The following is a 17,742-nucleotide window of genomic DNA, read 5'->3' as shown; positions in this document are numbered from 1 at the left end:
GCTGCCTTCGAGGCTCCGGGCGCTCAACGCGGTCAGTGAATTGTGGCCCGGTCAGTGCCCATATCATAGACCAATCCATCGTCCCAGGATTCTGCGTCCCTGAGTGTATCGAGGCTGCCCCAGTCTCTCGATGCGGAGGACCAGAAGTGGACCTTCTCACACCCGTCCAGTTTTGCCCTTAGCTTGGCGAATTCGAAAAGATGTCTTGCAATGCGCTGGTCATCAAGGAGGCTGACGGATGCAAAGAGGGGGATTTCGAGCTGGCGCCCGTAGACCGGGTGCTCGCGGGTGAAGACGTGGCAAAGGCCGCGAACGTACCCTTGCGCATCCGTCACCGCCAGCCAATCACGGCGCAATGAGGCCGAAGCGGTCAGCCGCTTCCATCGCTGCAGATCCAGCCCTGACATGACCAGTTGGACGACCGCGTAAGCACGATAGACATCCGCAGCGTTGAGGACACCCACGTCGTAATCCATCTCCATATCCTCGCTCCAGGAAGGCCCATGCAGATCGCCCGGGCCGGCTCTCCAAACCCTATTTCTGAGTGCTATCGGCGCCATGAACATTGACGCGCATCAACGGACGCGGGGCTGAACTGTCGGCCCCGCGCTTGCGCTGGGTCAATGAAGCGGCCCGCGTCCGAGGTAATCGTTGCCGCATTCATGCTTTCCACAACAAGGAGACGAACATGACGCGAACGATGAAAGCCGCTGTCGTGCATCAATTCGGCAAACCGCTTGCGATCGAGTGTGTCCCGGTGCCCGTGCCGGGGCCTGGCGAAATCCTCGTCAAGGTCATGGCCTGCGGCGTCTGCCACACCGACCTTCACGCCGCCGATGGCGACTGGCCGGTCAAGCCCAACCCGCCGTTCATTCCCGGACATGAGGCGGCCGGCATCGTCGTTGAGCTCGGCCCGGGCGTGACAGGATTGAAGGAAGGCGACGCCGTCGGCGTTGCCTGGCTGCACGACGCATGCCTTAGCTGCGAATATTGCGAGACCGGCTGGGAGACGCTTTGCGAGCACCAGCACAATACCGGCTATAGCTGCAATGGCGGATTTGCCGAATATGTCATCGCATCCGCCGCCTTCGCCGCAAGACTGCCGCAGAATGTCGACTTTGCGGCAATCTCGCCGATCCTCTGCGCTGGCGTGACCACCTACAAAGGCCTCAAGGAGACCGAAGCGAGGCCCGGCGAATGGGTGGCGATTTCCGGCATCGGCGGGCTCGGCCACGTCGCAATTCAATATGCCAAGGCGATGGGTTTCCATGTGGTGGCACTCGACGTCAGCCCGGAAAAGCTGGAGCTTGCCCGCAGCCTCGGCGCCGATCTCGCCGTCGACGCTCGTTCTCTGAGCGCCGTCGAGGACACGCTGAAGGCAACCGGCGGCGGCGCGCATGGCGTTCTGGTCACCGCCGTCTCGCCGCCGGCTTTCTCCCAGGCGATCCGGATGGTGAGACGCAAGGGAACTGTCAGCCTGGTCGGCCTACCGCCCGGCGAGTTCCCGACGCCGATCTTTGACGTCGTACTCAAACGTATCACGGTGCGCGGCTCGATCGTCGGGACACGACGCGATCTCGACGAGGCGATCGCCTTTGCCACGGAAGGCAAGGTCAAGGCGGAGATCCACAAGGCGCCGCTCGAAGACATCAACGACATCTTCGCACGCCTGAAGGACGGCAAGATTGACGGGCGTATGGTGCTGGATTTTTCGTAAACACCCTTGTGATCATTCGTGCAGGATCGCGGCGGCAACCGCATCGGGCTCTTTCGACGCATCGAGATGCCGCCAGGTTATATCCGTGGGCTTACGGGCCAATTGCCCGGACAGCACGTCCGTGGTGGCATCCGAGGGGCCTCCTGCCCGTTCGCGGACCCGCAGCCAGAGCAGTTCCGGATCTGCCTCGAGCCAGATGCCCTGAAAGCTGGCATGGGTCTTTGCAGCAGCAGCCTCCATGAGGTGCCGGTTGTCTGGATCGTCGAAGACTGCGTCAGCGACGACGGATCCTCCCTGAGCCAGAATCCGTTCCGCATGCCTCGCCATCTCGCGATAGACCTTCCTCGATACATCGGGTTGATAGGCGGAAACGGGAAGCCTCGTCTCCGCCGAGACCCCATGCAGGGCTTTCCGGATACGATCGCTTTCGACGATCCTCGCACCCGGCGGCGCGCCGACCTTGGCGGCCAAGCGATCCGCGACCGTCGTCTTGCCGGAACCGCTGAGGCCGCCGATCGCGATCAGGCGCGGCGACGTTTCCCTCAGAAGACCATGGGCGAGATCGAAATAGGACTTCGCTTCCTGCCCCAGTCTGGCGGCATCCTGGCCTGGCTCTTCGGCCTGGGTTGCCGTCACATGCGCGCGGACCGCGGCCCTGATCGCCATCAGGAACGGCAGCAGGCAGAACCCATCCTCGTCGTCGGTTTCATCGAGATAGCGGTTCATCACCAGATTGGCGAGGTCGGGGAAACCGCGGTGCCAGAGATCCATCAGCAGAAAGGCAAGGTCATAGAGGACATCGACGGTGGCGATCCCGAGATTGAATTCGATGCAGTCGAACAGGCATGGCTTGCCGCCCAGCAGGCAAATATTGCGCAAGTGAAGATCGCCATGGCAGCGGCGGACCTTGCCCGCCAGCGCGCGCTGGTCGAGAAGTTCGCTGTGTTGCACGAGCCGTGACCGGAAGATCTCGCTGAGTTTCGCCACCTCTCCCGCACCGAAGACATGGCTGGTCGCAAACCCGGCATCGTTGATGTCGAGAACAGCCTCAATATTTGCCGCCCCGCCTCCCTTCGAGACAGCCGGTGCACGGCGATGATAGAACGCGATCATCCGGGCGGTCTGCGTCATCAACTCCTGCGTCAGATGGCCAGCGATCGCCATCCGGTCGAAGAGCTGGCCCTGTTCGAACCGGGTCATTTCGACGACGGCATCGACGAGCGGCCCGTCGCCATCAAACTCCAAAGTGCCGGCGTCCGAGCGGGTGATCCGCCGCGCGCCGATATAGAGACCGGGAGCAGTCTCGCTGTTCAGCGCGACTTCCTTGCGGCAGGCATCCTCGCGGATTGCGGCGGTCGAAAAATCGAGATAGGGAAGTTTGAGCGCCTTCTTCAGCTTGTAGACTCGGTCGCCAACGAGGAAAATCAACGAGATATGCGTCTCCATCCGCTCGACGGGGACTGCTGGCCCATAGGATGCCGGGTTGGCCAGAAAGGCCGCCGTCTTGCTCTGATCTTGTGTCATCATAGCTGCACCTTATGCTGAACGGCACCGGCTCGACAGTCCACGGATCGCGGCGTCGACACATTGAGCTGTGTCAAGGAAAGCGGCTCCGTTCCGGGCGACACAGGTCACCGTAGGCGCCCCCTCATGCGCTCTCGGCGAGAGGAACAGGTCGATTCCCGTGGACATCATGCTCAGACATCACGGCCGTTACGAGGCCATCATCCGCCAAGCGATTTCGCTGCCGGCGATGCGGACGGCAGTCGTGCATCCATGCTCGACCGAAACGCTGCGCTCTGCCGTGGAACTCAAGGAACAAGGCCTTCTCGATCCGATCCTGGTCGGCCCGGAGCACAAGATCAGGGCGATAGCGGACGCCGCCGAACTTTCGCTTGCCGGCATCGACATCGAGCCTGTCGAGCACAGCCATGCGGCGGCCGACCGCAGCGTCGAACTTGCCTCGACAGCCAAGGTCGCTGCCCTGATGAAAGGCAGCCTGCACAGCGACGAATTGCTTTCGGCGGTGGTCGCGCCGGCGTCGAAACTGAAGACCGGGCGGCGCATGAGCCATGTCTACGTCATGGACATTCCGGCCTATGACAAGCTGCTGATCGTCACCGACGCGGCAATCAACATCCAGCCGGACCTCGACCGGAAGCGCGACATCTGCCAGAATGCGGTCGATCTCATGCATCTTCTCGGCGTCGCAAAGCCGCTTGTGGCGGTGTTGGCCGCCGTCGAGACCGTCAACAGCAAGATGCCCTCGACGCTGGACGCGGCGGCCTTGACCGTCATGGCAGCGCGCGGACAGATCGAAGGAGCGGTCGTCGACGGTCCGCTCGCCTTCGACAATGCAATCAGCATCGAGGCCGCGCAGGCAAAGTGTATCACCTCTCCGGTCGCCGGCCGGGCGGATATCCTGCTGGTTCCCGATCTCGAAGCCGGCAATATGCTCGCCAAGCAGCTCATTTATTTCGCCGGTGCAGACGCCGCAGGACTGGTCCTCGGCGCCCGGGTTCCTATCATACTGACAAGCCGCGCAGACCCGGCCAAGGTTCGAACCGCGTCGGCCGCTCTTGCGAGGCTCATGGCTGCGAAACGACTTGAAGCAAGGATGCCTCTATGACGGACAACCTTCTCCTGACGTTCAATGCCGGCTCTTCGACGGTGAAGATCGGCATCTTCAAGGTGGACGGCGAAAGGCCGGAACGGATCGGCAAGGCAGTCGTCGATTTCGGAACCTATCCGCTGACGCTGCATCTGAAAGAAGGGCCGGAACAGTTCGAGCTGCCGCTGAAGGGCGAGGCCGGCGACGATCTGGCCGAGCTGATGGACGAGGTGTTCCGGGAACTCGACAAGCATTTCGATCTCGACGCCGTCACCTCCGCCGGCCATCGGATCGTCCACGGTGGCGACGTCTTCGACGGCCCGGTGGAACTCACGACCGAGACGATCGCCAAGGTCCGGTCGTTGACGGACCTGGCGCCGCTCCATCAGCCCCAGGCACTGCGGATGATCAAGGCCGTCAGGCACCTGCGCCCGGCGCTTTTCCAGACCGGCTCCTTCGATACAACTTTCCATGCGACACAGTCCGATCTCGTGCGGCGGCGCGGTATGGCCGCGCGCCTATCATGACCAGGGCATCAAACGGTACGGCTTCCACGGACTTTCCTATCAATATGTGGCCGGCGCACTGGCCGCCAAGGCGCCGGATATCGCGGACGGCAAAGTCATCATCGCCCATCTCGGCAGCGGCGCCAGCCTCTGCGCCATCGAGAACGGAAAGAGCCGCGATTCCAGCATGGGCTTCTCGACGCTCGACGGCATTCCGATGGCGACGAGGCCGGGCTGGCTCGATCCGGGCGTGCTCTTGCATTTCCTAGGTCCGCTCGGGAAATCGGTCGAGGAGGTGGAGGATATGCTCTACCATAAATCCGGCCTCCTCGGCGTCTCTGGTCTCAGCGGCGATACCCGCGAACTGATCGGGGACGGCGGCAGCCAGGCCCAGGAGGCAATCGATCTTTTCGCGCTCAGGATCGCCGGAGAGGTCGGAAGGCTTGCCTCGACGCTCGGCGGTCTCGATGCGCTGGTCTTCACCGCCGGCATCGGGGAGAACCAGCCGGAGGTTCGGAAGCGCGTCGCCGAACGCCTGCTCTGGCTCGGCGTCGAACTGGATACGGCGGCAAACCACAGCAACGCCCTGAAGATCAGCACGCCCGCGGCCCGCGTCGCGGTTTATGTCATCCCGACCGACGAGGAACGGATGATCGCCGAGGAATGCCTCGCCATCCTCAATTCGCAGCCTTGATCCATGTCATGAGCCCGGGTGGAAACCCGCGGTAGATGTGGTCGACCTATCGAAGGAGAATGAGATGCAACTCAAGACCATCGAGCCGGAAAACCATGAGACGACGGCGGAGGAACTGGCGCTCATCGACCGCTACTGGCGGGCGGCGAACTATCTCTCCGTCGGGCAGATCTATCTGCTCGACAACCCGCTCTTGAAAGAGCCGCTGAAGCCGGAGCATATCAAGCCGCGGTTGCTCGGCCACTGGGGCACCACGCCCGGCCTCAACTTCATCTATGCGCATCTCAACCGGATCATCCGCAACCGCGATCTCAGCATGATCTATGTCTGCGGTCCCGGCCATGGCGGGCCGGGCATGGTCGCCAGCACCTATCTCGAAGGCAGCTATAGCGAGATTTATCCGGAGATCGGCGAGGACACGGCCGGTATGCGAAAACTGTTCCGGCAGTTCTCGTTCCCGGGCGGCATTCCGAGCCATGCGGCGCCGGAAACGCCCGGTTCCATCCATGAGGGCGGCGAACTCGGCTACGCGCTGGTGCACGCCTTCGGCGCGGCCTTCGACAATCCGGACCTCGTCGTCGCCTGCGTCGTCGGCGACGGCGAGGCCGAAACCGGGCCGCTTGCCGCGAGTTGGCATTCGAACAAGTTCCTGAACCCTGCCCGCGACGGTGCCGTGCTGCCGATCCTGCATCTCAACGGCTACAAGATCGCCAACCCGACGCTGCTCGGCCGCATGGCCGACGAGGATATCGACCATCTTTTCCGCGGTTACGGCTATGAGCCTTTCTTCGTGGAAGGTCACGAACCGGACAAGATGCACCGGCAGATGGCCGCGACCTTCCACGCTGCCTTCGACCGCATCCGGGCGATCCAGGGCCAAGCCCGCGCGGGCAAGGCGCCCGAAGCCTGCCCGCGCTGGCCGATGATCGTGCTGCGCAGCCCGAAAGGCTGGACCGGGCCGAAGGAGGTCGACGGCAAGATGGTCGAAGGTTTCTGGCGCGCCCATCAGGTGCCGGTCTCGGGCTGCCGCGAGGATGACGGTCACCGCAAGATCCTCGAGGACTGGATGCGGAGCTATGACCCAGAAGACCTCTTCGACGGCAATGGCCGGCTGAAGGAGGAGCTACGCGCGCTCTCGCCGGGGGGAGAACGCCGCATGGGGGCCAACCCGCATGCCAATGGCGGCCTCGTCCGCAAGGAACTCATCGTGCCCGACATCCGCGCCTATGCGGTACCTGTGAAGACGCGAGGTGCCGACATGGTCCAGACGACGGAAATCCTCGGCAGATACCTGCGCGACGTGCTGAAGCTCAACGATATTAATTCCAACTTCCGGATCTTCGGCCCCGACGAGACCGAGTCGAACCGGCTCGGCAATGTCTTCGAGGTCACCGACCGTGTCTGGATGGAAAGGATCGAGCCCTACGACGTACATCTGTCGCGCGACGGCCGGGTGATGGAGGTGCTTTCCGAGCATCTCTGCCAGGGCTGGCTGGAAGGTTATCTGCTGACCGGCCGGCACGGCTTCTTCTCGTGCTACGAGGCCTTCATCCACATCGTCGATTCGATGTTCAACCAGCACGCCAAGTGGCTGAAAGTGTCGCGCGAGCTGCCGTGGCGCAAGCCCGTTTCCTCGCTCAACTACCTGCTGACCTCGCATGTCTGGCGGCAGGACCACAACGGCTTCTCCCACCAGGACCCCGGCTTCGTCGATCTCGTCGCCAACAAGAAGGCGGATATCGTGCGCATCTACCTGCCGCCGGATGCCAATACGCTTCTATGGATCGGCGACCACTGCCTGAAGACCTGGGACCGCGTCAACGTCATCGTTGCCGGCAAGCAGCCCGAGCCGCAATGGCTGACGATGGATGAGGCGATCCGGCATTGCGAAGCCGGCATCGGCATCTGGGACTGGGCAGGCAACGAGAGCGGCGCGGTCGAGCCGGACGTGGTGATGGCCTGCGCCGGCGACGTGCCGACCCTGGAGACGCTTGCGGCAGTCTCCCTGTTGCGCGAAGCGATCCCCGACTTGAGGATCCGCGTCGTCAATGTCGTCGACCTGCTCGCCCTGCAATCTCAGGACCAGCATCCGCACGGACTGCCGGACGAAGAATTCGACCGATTGTTCACCACCGACCGGCCGGTGATCTTCGCCTATCACGGCTATCCCTACCTCATCCACCGGCTGACCTACAAACGCACCAACCACCAGAACATCCATGTGCGCGGCTTCATCGAGGAAGGCACGACGACGACGCCCTTCGACATGACGGTGCTGAACGAACTCGACCGGTTCCACCTCGCCATCGAGGCCATCGAGCGCGTTCCGGGGCTTGAGGAAAAGGCCGCCAGCGTGGTCGAGATGCTGAAGAGCAAGCTTGACGAACATACCCGTTATGTCCGCGAACATGGCGAGGACATGCCGGAAATCCAGAAATGGAAATGGCCGGCGCGCTGATGCGGTATCCACGAAGGTTCTGACCTCCGGGTCGGGGCCTTCACCCGGTTCGGGAAGCTTGGCTTTCGACGCGAGATCACGTTTCGGTGTTTCCCGGCGATGTGTGTAACCAACCGAACGCCTCTTCCGTAATCATGCAGGAAAGCAGATTATGGACCGGGAGGTTCCGCCATGATGAACAGACGCATATTCCTGGCCGGCAGCGCGCTGGCACTCGCCGTAGTCCCTCTGGCCGCGAGCATCCGCTCGACGTTCGCGGCGGCTGGCAACAGTTTCCCCGTGACCCATACGGCGGACGAGTGGCGCAAGCTTTTGACGCCGGAGCAGTACAATATCCTGCGCGAGGAAGGCACCGAATATCCCGGCAGCAGCGCGCTCCTCAATGAACACCGCAAGGGCACGTTCGCCTGCGTCGGCTGTGATCAGGCGCTTTTCTCGTCGGAAACGAAATTCGAAAGCGGCACCGGCTGGCCGAGCTTCTGGGCGCCCCTCAAGGACGCCGTCGGCACGGTAAGCGACACGACGCTCGGCATGGTCCGCGTCGCCGTTCATTGCGCCCGTTGCGGAGGCCATCTCGGCCATGTCTTCGACGATGGACCGAAGCCGACCGGCCTGCGCTACTGCATGAACGGCGCGGTCATGAAATTCCGTGCCGTATCGGCCTGATCCGCCGCCCTATCCTTCTTTCACTTCGGTTGAGGAGACCGCCATGAAAAACAGAACGAAAACACCCTATACTCTCACCGCCTTTGCCGGCGCGGCGCTGGTCCTGGCCGGGCTGACCTTCGGCGCGACCACCAACGCCACGGCCGAGGAGGGAATTGCCATCCCCGCTCCGGCGATCGACCAGGCGGCGAGCACGGCTGCGACCGAAACCGCCATCTTCGCCGGCGGCTGTTTCTGGGGTGTCCAGGGCGTGTTCCAGCATGTCGAAGGTGTCAAGAACGCTGTCTCCGGATATGCCGGCGGCGCCAAGGATACCGCCGCCTACGAGACGGTCGGTTACGGCAAGACGGGCCATGCGGAATCGGTCCGGGTAACCTTCGACCCGAAAAAGGTCACCTACGGGCACCTGCTGCAGATCTATTTCTCGGTCGCGCATGATCCGACCCAGCTCAACCGCCAGGGGCCGGATACCGGTACGCAGTATCGCTCGACGGTCTTCCCGACCAGCGAGGATCAGGCCCGCGTCGCCAAGGCCTATATCGACCAGCTCAACAAGGCCAAAATCTTCCATGCGGCGATTGCTACGACCATTGAACCGGGCAAGGCCTTCTATCCGGCGGAAGCCTACCATCAGGACTTCCTGACCCAGAACCCTACCTACCCCTATATCGTCTATAACGACCTGCCGAAGATCGAGAACCTGAAGAAGCTGTTCCCGAGCGACTACCGCGACAAACCGGTTCTGGTCGCGCAGGCCGGCATCGGCAACTGAGACCCAAGGGTACAATTCCGCTATCGCCGCCCGTACGGCGATAGCGGCGCCTCGAAAGCCTCAGCTTTCCTGCACCGCCTCGGTGCGCTTCGTCACACCGGGCACGCAGAGGCAGGCGACGATGATGAGCGCAGTGATCAGGAACATCGCGATGAAGGTCATATGCAGCGCATGCTGAAGTGCGGACCGGATGGGCGAACCGGCCGCAAGTCCGCCGCCGACGCCCTGCAGCAGATCGCGCAACTGATCGGACGTGATCGGCCCCGCGACCGAATTGGCAAGCCCGTAGGTCAGGACGGCGCCGAGAAGTGCTGCGCCGAGCGTGCTGCCGAGATTGCGGGAAAAGACGTTGGAGGCGGTCGCGCTGCCGCGTTCTGACCAGCCGACATTGTCCTGGATGATCACCAGGCCTGAGATATTGAGCAGGCCCATGCCGAAGCCCATCAGGAGCGAGCCGGCGCCTGCCTGGACAGGCGAGCTTTCCGGCGTCAGCAGCACCAGGAGAAACGCCCCGACCGGAACGAAGAGGCTGCCGGCGATCATCAGCGGCCGCAGTCCGAAGCGCGGGAACATCCGCGAGGCGAAGGTCCCGCCGCTCGGCCAGCCGACCAGCAGCATGGTTAGCGTGAAACCGGCCACCAGCGGCGAGCGGTTAAGCACCGTCTGCACGTACATCGGCAGAAAGGTCGTCAGCCCCATGATCGCCATGCTGGAAAGAAAGACCGCCGTATTGGCAAAAGCGATCGGCCGCTTCAGCCAGAGTTCCAGGGAAACCATCGGGGCCGAGGCGCGCCGCTCCTGCCAGATGAACAGCAGGAAGCTGACGAGGAAGATCGCCAGCGAAACGAACAGATAGCCGGTGGCGCCTTCGGTTTCGGTGAGTGCGATCATCAGCGCGGAAATGGCCACGGCGAAGAGGCCTGCTCCCAGAAAGTCGATCGATGCCGTCCGGGTCTGCTTTTCTTCGTGCAGGTATATGATGAAGCCAATCGCCGACATGATGCCGATCGGCACGTTGATCCAGAACACCCAGGCCCAGGGCAGGCTGTGGACGATGATGCTGCCGAGCAGCGGCCCGACGACCGCAGAAAGCGCCCAGACGCTGGCCAGATATCCCTGGACCTTGCCACGTTCCGCCCCCGGATACAGATCGCCGACGACGGTCATGATGACCGGCTGGATCGCACCGGCACCGACGCCCTGCAACAGCCGGAAGGCGATCATCGACGGCATTGACCAGGCGAAACCTGCCAGAACGGAGGCGATCAGGAAAACCGCCGTACCGAACAGGATGATCGGCTTGCGGCCGTAGATATCGGAGAGCTTGCCGAACACCACGGTCATCGCGGTCTGTGCCAGCAGGAAGGAAGAGAAGACCCAGCTATAGAGGTTCAATTGACCGAGCTGGGCGGCGATCTGCGGCATGGCCGTCGAGACGATCGTCGCCTCGATTGCGATCATCGCCATGCTTGCCATGACGGCCGCAATGACGAGCGCCCGGTTGGAGCTTGGATTTGTCATGGATTCACCTGGGAACGCCGCGGGGCGAACACGATAGGGATGGATGTTCGGCGGTCAAACGGCCGTCGGTGGGGGATGTTTCTTAGTATTCCCCTCCGGGCTGGCGTCAAGCGCGAAATCTGGCATTTATCAAGGATGTAACGGGGCCGTGAGCGTGGCAGGCGGTCAGACGGACTTGATTTCCGGCCGGACGGTTGGCCTGGCCGCCTCGTCCCCGCCGGCCGCGACCTGATTGCGACCGTTGTTTTTTGCCCGGTAGAGCGCATAGTCGGCGCGCTCGAACAGTTCCGCAGTTGTCAGCTTGGCGCCTGCTGCGGGATAGAAAGTCGCGGTGCCTATGCTGATCGTCACGTGCCCCCAGGGAAGGTTCTTCTCGTGTGGCAATTGAAGGCCGGCGACGCGCTGGCGGATGTTTTCCGCTGCCTTCAACGCACCGGCGCCATTCGTATCCGGCAACAGGACCGCAAGTTCCTCGCCGCCATAACGAGCGGCGAGATCCTTCGACCGGCGGATCGAACCGCGCACGACGTTGGAAACCGCACGCAGACAGTCGTCGCCGGAGGCGTGGCCATAGGTATCGTTGAACAGCTTGAAGTGGTCCGCGTCGATCATCAGAAGGGAGAGCGGCGCGTGTTGCTGTGCTGCCTGCAGCACCATGTCCTCGAAATGGATGTTGAAGGAGCGGCGATTGGCGAGCTGGGTAAGTTCGTCGGTATTGGCGAGCACATCCAGCTCTTCCTGGAGGCTCTTCTGGCGCGTGACGTCGCGTGTGACGGCAACAATGCGGATATCGGTACCGCCGGTGCCGCCCGGCAGCCTGTTCAAAGTGGTTTCGAGCCAGATCTGCTTGCCGTCGGCCCGTTTGCGCCGGACGATCATGTTTTCCCTGGTCGACCCTTCCCGCAGCCGGGCCATGACCTCTGCGACGGCACCGTGATCGTCCTCATGCAGGTTCTCGAGAATATGAGTGCCAAGCATCGTCTCGGCGTCGACGCCGAATATCTCCCGGACGGATGGCGACAGATATTCCCTGATCCCATGGCCGTTGAAGCGCTGGATCAGGTCGGCTGAACCTTCCGCAAGCAGGCGGAATTCCGCTTCGCGCGCTACCAGCAGCGCCTCGCTCGCCCGCCGCAACATTACCTGCCGCCGCCAGCGCCAGACCAGGAAGCCGGTGATCGCCACCAGGATAAGGCAGGCAATCCAGCGTATTCGCGCGCCCTTCATCCAGGTCGCCAGCGCTTCGGACTGGGATACGGCAGCAAGCCCGACCAGGCCGCTGCGCTCGCTCTGAGAAAAGCCGCCTATCCGTTGCAGGCCATCAATCGGAGAGACGTAGTGATAGGAACCGGAATGCCGTTGGCGGAGATGGTCCGTGAACAGATCGTAGTTCGAGATGCTCGATCCCAGCTGTGTCTGGAGGAATGGGGCACGCGCCAGGACGACGCCGTCGCGGCGAACCAACAGGAACGAACCCTCACTGCCCAGGCTGAAGCCCTGAAAGAAACTGGTCAATTCGGTGAGGATGAATGCCGCCAGCGCAACGCCGCCGAAACTTCCGTCCGGGTTGCTGATCCTTTGCGTGACGGGCAATATCCACTGTCCGTTCAACTTGTTCTTCAACGGCCTGCCCAATACGGGTTCCTGCATGTCGGAGGATTGGTGGAATACAAAATACTCCCTGTCCGAAAAATTCATGCCGCTGGCGTCGATCGAAGACGATGTCGCGACCATTTTGCCATCGGCATCGATGACGGCGAGGGCGTCGAGCCAAGGGGTGGTATCGACCTGGCGTTTCATCACCTGGGTGATCTTTGCCGGCATGTCCACCACGTCGCGTTCCTGCTCGATCCGGGTGATCAGGGCCGCCAGCGGAAACCTCGCCATGTCGACCGTGTCGTCGGCATGTTGCACCAACGCCTTGGCCGTCTGGACCAGGCCCGCCTCGATGCCGGCGACCTGGGACCTCCAGCTGGAATATTCTCCCCAGGCGATCAGGCCGACGAAGCCGGAGACGGCAAATGCAACGGCGGCAAACGTCCTGGCGGGCAGGAATTTGATTGCACCTATCATCTCTCTCTCCCAAACCGACGCAACAGGGCGCCCCAGGAGTTGCGATCCGCCGGTCAAGGACATTAGGAAGAAGTCGTTTACGTTCGCCTAATCCAACTTACCTGTATTTTAATCATGGAATTGCTGGGCAAAGCCTCGAATGAACGTCCTGCACACCGGTAGCTCGCCGAATGGCTGCAGCCACCTCCTCTTCACGCACGCGCCGCGCGATGCAGGACAAGATGTTCAGATGGTCGGGGCGGTTTTCCGGATTGAGAAGCAGGAAGACAAGATCGACTGGCAGATCGTCCACCGCCTCGAAATCGACCGGCTTCGCCAGCCGCGCGAAAAGGCAGAAATGCCGATCGAGGCCCTGCACGTTTGCATGCGGAATGGCAATGCCGGCACCGATCCCCGTCGAACCCAGGGTCTCTCGATTGGTCAGCACCCGGACGATCTCGCCGGCATCGAGCCCCAGCCTTTCGGCGGCCAGCGCGGCGAGTTGCCGGATCAGGATCGCCTTCGACGGCGGCGCCAGATCCAGCACGATATTCTCCGGCGGGAGATAATCCCGAAGTTTCATGGGGTCATGTCCATTGATGGAAATCGCAGCGCCTATTGGCCTTCGTGCAACCGATAACCGACGCCGGTCTCGGTCAGGATGTATTGCGGCTGATCGGGCGCTTTCTCGATCTTCTGGCGAAGCTGGCGCACATAAACACGCAGGTACTGCACATCAGTCAGGCCGTCCCAGACATGTTCGAGGAGGAACCGATGGGTCAGGACTTTGCCCGCATGCTGCACCAGGATGCGCAGGATGTCGTATTCCTTCGGCGACAGCTTGATCTCCTTGTCGGCAACCTTGACGATGCGCTTGACGAGGTCGACCGAAAGCTCGCCGGTCTGGAAGACTGGTTTTTCGCCCTGTGTCTGCATCCGATGGCGCAGCGCCACGCGGATGCGGGCGACGAGTTCGTTCATGCCGAAGGGTTTCGCCACATAGTCGTCGGCGCCGAGTTCGAGCGCCTTGACGATGCCGGCCTCGTCGGTGCGACTGGAGAGGATGACGATCGGCAGATCCAGCCCCTCGCCCCGCCATCTGGCCAGCAGATCATGGCCCGGCATATCCGGCAGGCCGAGATCGAGGATGATCAGGTCCGGCTTCTCGGACTTGACGAGATCAATCGCGACCTTGGCGTTCATCGCCTCACTGACGGCATAACCCTGGGTGGAGAGGCCCACGCGCAAGAGCTTGCGGATCGGCGGCTCGTCATCGACGATCAGGACGCGCACCGCTGTATTGGTCATTCCTGTTCTCCCAGAATCGGCGTTTCGGCCGGAACCGGCATTCGGATCGTAAAGATCGCACCGGGACGATCAGATCGGTTGGACGCCCTGATCGTGCCGCCCATGGCCTCGATGAAGCCGCGGCAGATGGAAAGGCCAAGCCCCGTGCCGGCCCGCACATGGTCGCCCTTCCGCACCCGATAGAAACTATCGAAGATGCGCTCCAGATCGTCGGGCGGGATGCCCGGTCCTTCATCCATCACCGAGATAAGAATTGAACCGCCATCCTGCCAGCCACGGATATCGATGACCGTGTCTTCGGGCGCGTACTTGGCGGCATTGTCGATGAGGTTGAACAGAACCTGCTCGAACAGGACCGGATCGACCTTCAGCATCGGCATGTCGGCGGGAATGCCGACATTGAGCTTGTGGGCGGAGACGATCTTCGCCGCCCGGCTCAAGGCCGTGCCAACGATATCGCCGGCGAAATGAAAGGCGTAGTTCGGCTCCATGGCGCCGGAGCCGATGCGGGTCATATCGAGCAGGTTGGAGATGAAACGGTTCAGCCGCTCGGATTCGTCGACGACGCTGGTCAGCAGTTCGGCACGCGCTTCTTCCGGAATGTCGGCGCCAAAATCCTTGAGCGTGCCCGCCGACCCCATGATCGCGGCAAGCGGCGTCTTCAGGTCGTGCGAGATCGAGGTGAGCAGCGCGGTGCGCAGGCGGTCTGTCTCGGCGGCGAGCTTGGCCTTGTCGACGTCGGAGACCAGCTGGATGCGCTCGATCGCCAACGCTGCCTGATCTGTCAGCGCATCGAACAGCCGCTGCTGTTCGGGGGTGAGCAATGGTCCCTGCTTGTCGTTGTCGAGACCGATGACGCCGACAGCTTCGCGGCCGGTGCGCATCGGCAGATAGAGACGTTTTGCCCCAGGCAGCGTATCGGCGGCGCGGCCGGCCGGGCGGTTGTGCTCCCAGGCCCATTTGGCGGCAGCGATATCCGCATCCACCAGCGTGTCGTCCGGCGGATAACCGGCCTTGACGGCGATCGAGCCATTCTCCGGCAGCAGGATGACGACGCGGACTTTCAGCATCGAGGCTATCTGGAAGGCGGTCGCCCAGAGCACGTCGTCCAATGTGCCGGTGCCGGCGAGTTTCTTCGAGAAGAGATAGAGGTCTTCGGTGGTGCGTGCCCGCTGGCGAGCCGCCGCCGCTTGGCGCTGCACGGCCGCCGTCAGGTTGGAAGCGACGACCGCGACGCCAAGATAAAAGAACAGCGCCACCAGGCTTTCCGGATCCCGGACCGTAAACGTGTAGCGCGGTTCGAGAAAAAAGAAGTTGAAGGAGAGCGCCCCGGCCACCGAGGCGAACAGGCCCGGCCCCAGCCCGCCGCGCACCGCGGCCGCCAGCACCGCCATCAGGAAAACGAGGGCAAGGTTGCGGACGTCGAGCGTCTGGTCGAGCGCAGCACCGGCGATGATCGCGAGAGCCACAAAGATCGTACTTTTGACATAGGGCTTGAAGCGGAAAGCCTTGGGCAGCTGCGCCGCCTTCAGGCCACGTTTCGGTTCGCCTTCCTTGGTGTCGCCGGAGATGACATGGACGCTGATATCGCCCGCATAGCGGATCAGGTCATAGGTGACCGACCCCTGCAAGATCTGCCGCCAGCGCGGTCTGGCCGGGCGTCCGACGACGATATGGGTGAAGTTGTTGGCGTTGGCATAAGCGATGATCTCGCGCGACGGCTGCAGCGCCGGCAGCGTCACGGTCTCACCGCCGAGTTGTTCGGCCAGCCGCATGTTGGCCGCCAGCCGGTCCTTGTCCTGTTCGGGCAGATTGACCGACTGCGGCGTTTCGAGATGCAGCGCCGCCCATGGCGCCCGCAGGCGATCGGCCTGGCGGCGCGCGTACCGCACTAGGCTCGCGCCGTTCCTGCCGTGGTCGAGGCAGACAAGCACCCGATCGCCGGCCGCCCAGGGGCCGGAAATGGCATGCGCCTGCATATGGTTCAAAAGCTGCTCGTCCACCCGCTGGGCGGTGCGGCGCAGCGCCAGTTCGCGCAGTGCCGTCAGATTGCCGGGGGAAAAGTAGTTCTCGATGGCACGCCGCGCCGTCTGCGGCACATAGACCTTGCCGTCGTTCAGCCGCTTGATGAGGTCGTCGGGGGTGATGTCGATGATTTCGACGTCGTCGGCCCGGTCGATGATGCTGTCCGGCACCGTCTCGCGTACCCGGACACGGGTGATCTGTGCCACCACGTCGTTCAGGCTCTCGACATGCTGGATGTTAAGGGTCGAATAGACGTCGATACCTTGGCCGAGGATTTCCTGCACATCCATGTAACGCTTCGGATGGCGGCTTCCGGCGGCGTTGGTATGGGCGAGTTCGTCGACCAGGACCAGAGCGGGGCGGCGCGCGAGAATGGCGTCGAGGTCCATTTCGTCGAGCTGCTGGCCACGATAGTCGATCGCCTTGCGGGGTACGATCTCGAAGCCCTCGACCAGCGCCTCGGTTTCCTGGCGGCCGTGGGTTTCGACCACGCCGATCACCACATCGAGACCATCGACTTTCCGGGCGCGGCCGGACATCAGCATCTCGTAGGTCTTGCCGACGCCGGGCGCCGCTCCCAGAAAAATCTTCAGCCGCCCGCGCGCCTCACGCTCGGCATGCTCCAGAAGCGCATCCGGCGAAGGCCTGTTCTCACTCTCGCGACTGTCGTCGGGCATGCTTGGTCTTTCGTGTCAGTGGGTGGCGCCACCCTCACCCGGCCTCCGCTGCGCTCGGCCACCCTCTCCCCGAGGGGAGAGGAGGAACGGCGACGCCGCGGCATATATCTTCTCCCCTCGGGGAGAAGGTGCCGGCAGGCGGATGAGGGGTACTCCGTCCCTTCACCGAGTCATAGGAGCATCAAGCGCCATATTCAACGCAAGCACATTGACCACAGGTTCGCCGAGGAACCCGAGTTCGCGGCTTTCGACATGCTGGTCCACAAGCGCGCGAACCGCTGCCTCGTCCATTTGCCGTGCCTTGGCGACGCGCGGCACCTGGAAGTAGGCGGCTTCCGGCGAGACATGCGGGTCGAGGCCGCTGCCGGATGCGGTGACGAGGTCGATCGGCACGTCCGCGTTCGGGTTGGTGGCCTTCGCGGCTTCGTAGTCCGTCTTCACCCGGTCGATCAGCTTGGCGCTGGTCGGGCCGAGGTTGGAGCCGGAGGACGAGGCGGCGTTGTAGCCGTCGCCGGCGGCCGACGGGCGACCATGGAAATACTGGTCGCTGGTGAATACCTGGCCGATCAGGGCCGAACCGACAACGGTTCCGTCCTTCTCGATCAGGCTGCCATTTGCCTGGGCGGGGAAAACGGCCTGGGCGATGCCGGTCATGGCGAAGGGGTAGATCAGGCCGGTAATGGCCGTGGTGGCGACGATCATGACGATCGCAGGGCGAAGTTGCTTGAACATTGT

Annotated in this window: 13 protein-coding genes and 1 pseudogene; 6 read left to right on the top strand and 8 right to left on the bottom strand. The window is 62.7% G+C overall.

The annotated features are described in order from the left end of the window. Window positions 1-32 precede the first annotated feature (32 nt). Complete coding sequence (locus RG540_RS01415) at window positions 33-476, bottom strand: hypothetical protein (RefSeq protein WP_157884555.1); 444 nt, start codon at window positions 474-476, stop codon at window positions 33-35. A gap of 212 nt (window positions 477-688) precedes the next feature. Here RG540_RS01415 and adhP point away from each other — a divergent pair, with 212 nt between their 5' ends. Beyond that, window positions 689-1,717, top strand: coding sequence for an alcohol dehydrogenase AdhP (adhP, locus tag RG540_RS01410; protein ID WP_038583866.1), 1,029 nt, complete (start codon window positions 689-691; stop codon window positions 1,715-1,717). A gap of 12 nt (window positions 1,718-1,729) precedes the next feature. Here the strand turns inward: adhP and RG540_RS01405 are convergent, their stop codons facing one another. Then, complete coding sequence (locus RG540_RS01405; protein ID WP_038583863.1) at window positions 1,730-3,244, bottom strand: bifunctional aminoglycoside phosphotransferase/ATP-binding protein; 1,515 nt, start codon at window positions 3,242-3,244, stop codon at window positions 1,730-1,732. Window positions 3,245-3,401: 157 nt separating this feature from the next. On the opposite strand from RG540_RS01405, the gene RG540_RS01400 reads away from it, so the two are divergent. The 5 genes and pseudogenes from RG540_RS01400 to msrA all read left to right on the top strand — a co-directional run bounded on the left by RG540_RS01400 (window position 3,402) and on the right by msrA (window position 9,424). Continuing rightward, a complete protein-coding gene (locus RG540_RS01400) occupies window positions 3,402-4,346 on the top strand; it encodes a bifunctional enoyl-CoA hydratase/phosphate acetyltransferase (protein ID WP_244446604.1) in 945 nt (314 codons plus the stop codon). Further along, window positions 4,343-5,528 (top strand): annotated as a pseudogene (locus RG540_RS01395) (acetate/propionate family kinase). The gene RG540_RS01400 and the pseudogene RG540_RS01395 overlap by 4 nt, the downstream one beginning before the upstream one ends. Window positions 5,529-5,592: 64 nt before the next feature. Further along, window positions 5,593-7,986 carry a phosphoketolase family protein gene (locus tag RG540_RS01390; RefSeq protein WP_038583861.1) on the top strand — a complete coding sequence of 798 codons (2,394 nt, stop codon included), beginning with the start codon at window positions 5,593-5,595 and terminating at the stop codon, window positions 7,984-7,986. 171 nt (window positions 7,987-8,157) lie between these two features. After that, the gene (gene msrB / locus RG540_RS01385) at window positions 8,158-8,652 is read left to right on the top strand and encodes a peptide-methionine (R)-S-oxide reductase MsrB (protein ID WP_038540003.1); all 495 of its coding nucleotides are present in this window, start codon (window positions 8,158-8,160) and stop codon (window positions 8,650-8,652) included. 43 nt (window positions 8,653-8,695) lie between these two features. After that, window positions 8,696-9,424, top strand: coding sequence for a peptide-methionine (S)-S-oxide reductase MsrA (gene msrA, locus RG540_RS01380; RefSeq protein WP_038583859.1), 729 nt, complete (start codon window positions 8,696-8,698; stop codon window positions 9,422-9,424). A gap of 60 nt (window positions 9,425-9,484) precedes the next feature. Here msrA and RG540_RS01375 read toward each other — a convergent pair whose 3' ends face one another. The 6 genes from RG540_RS01375 to kdpC all read right to left on the bottom strand — a co-directional run bounded on the left by RG540_RS01375 (window position 9,485) and on the right by kdpC (window position 17,739). Continuing rightward, the gene (locus tag RG540_RS01375; protein ID WP_038583858.1) at window positions 9,485-10,945 is read right to left on the bottom strand and encodes an MFS transporter; all 1,461 of its coding nucleotides are present in this window, start codon (window positions 10,943-10,945) and stop codon (window positions 9,485-9,487) included. A gap of 165 nt (window positions 10,946-11,110) precedes the next feature. Continuing rightward, the gene (locus tag RG540_RS01370) at window positions 11,111-13,018 is read right to left on the bottom strand and encodes a diguanylate cyclase (RefSeq protein WP_038583856.1); all 1,908 of its coding nucleotides are present in this window, start codon (window positions 13,016-13,018) and stop codon (window positions 11,111-11,113) included. A 112-nt stretch (window positions 13,019-13,130) separates the two neighbouring features. Then, window positions 13,131-13,580, bottom strand: coding sequence for a PTS sugar transporter subunit IIA (locus tag RG540_RS01365; protein ID WP_038583854.1), 450 nt, complete (start codon window positions 13,578-13,580; stop codon window positions 13,131-13,133). Window positions 13,581-13,612: 32 nt separating this feature from the next. Beyond that, window positions 13,613-14,305: a response regulator transcription factor gene (locus RG540_RS01360; protein ID WP_038583852.1), complete on the bottom strand. Its 693-nt coding sequence runs from the start codon at window positions 14,303-14,305 to the stop codon at window positions 13,613-13,615. Beyond that, window positions 14,302-17,007 carry a sensor histidine kinase gene (locus RG540_RS01355; RefSeq protein WP_038583850.1) on the bottom strand — a complete coding sequence of 902 codons (2,706 nt, stop codon included), beginning with the start codon at window positions 17,005-17,007 and terminating at the stop codon, window positions 14,302-14,304. Before RG540_RS01355 ends, RG540_RS01360 begins: the two co-directional genes overlap by 4 nt. A 162-nt stretch (window positions 17,008-17,169) precedes the next feature. After that, window positions 17,170-17,739 carry a potassium-transporting ATPase subunit KdpC gene (kdpC, locus tag RG540_RS01350; RefSeq protein WP_038583848.1) on the bottom strand — a complete coding sequence of 190 codons (570 nt, stop codon included), beginning with the start codon at window positions 17,737-17,739 and terminating at the stop codon, window positions 17,170-17,172. Window positions 17,740-17,742: the final 3 nt, after the last annotated feature.

This window comes from Neorhizobium galegae bv. orientalis str. HAMBI 540, from assembly GCF_000731315.1.
Lineage (GTDB): Bacteria > Pseudomonadota > Alphaproteobacteria > Rhizobiales > Rhizobiaceae > Neorhizobium > Neorhizobium galegae.
Note: the sequence above shows the minus strand (reverse complement) of the source record. Positions and strands in the feature narration are given on the sequence as shown.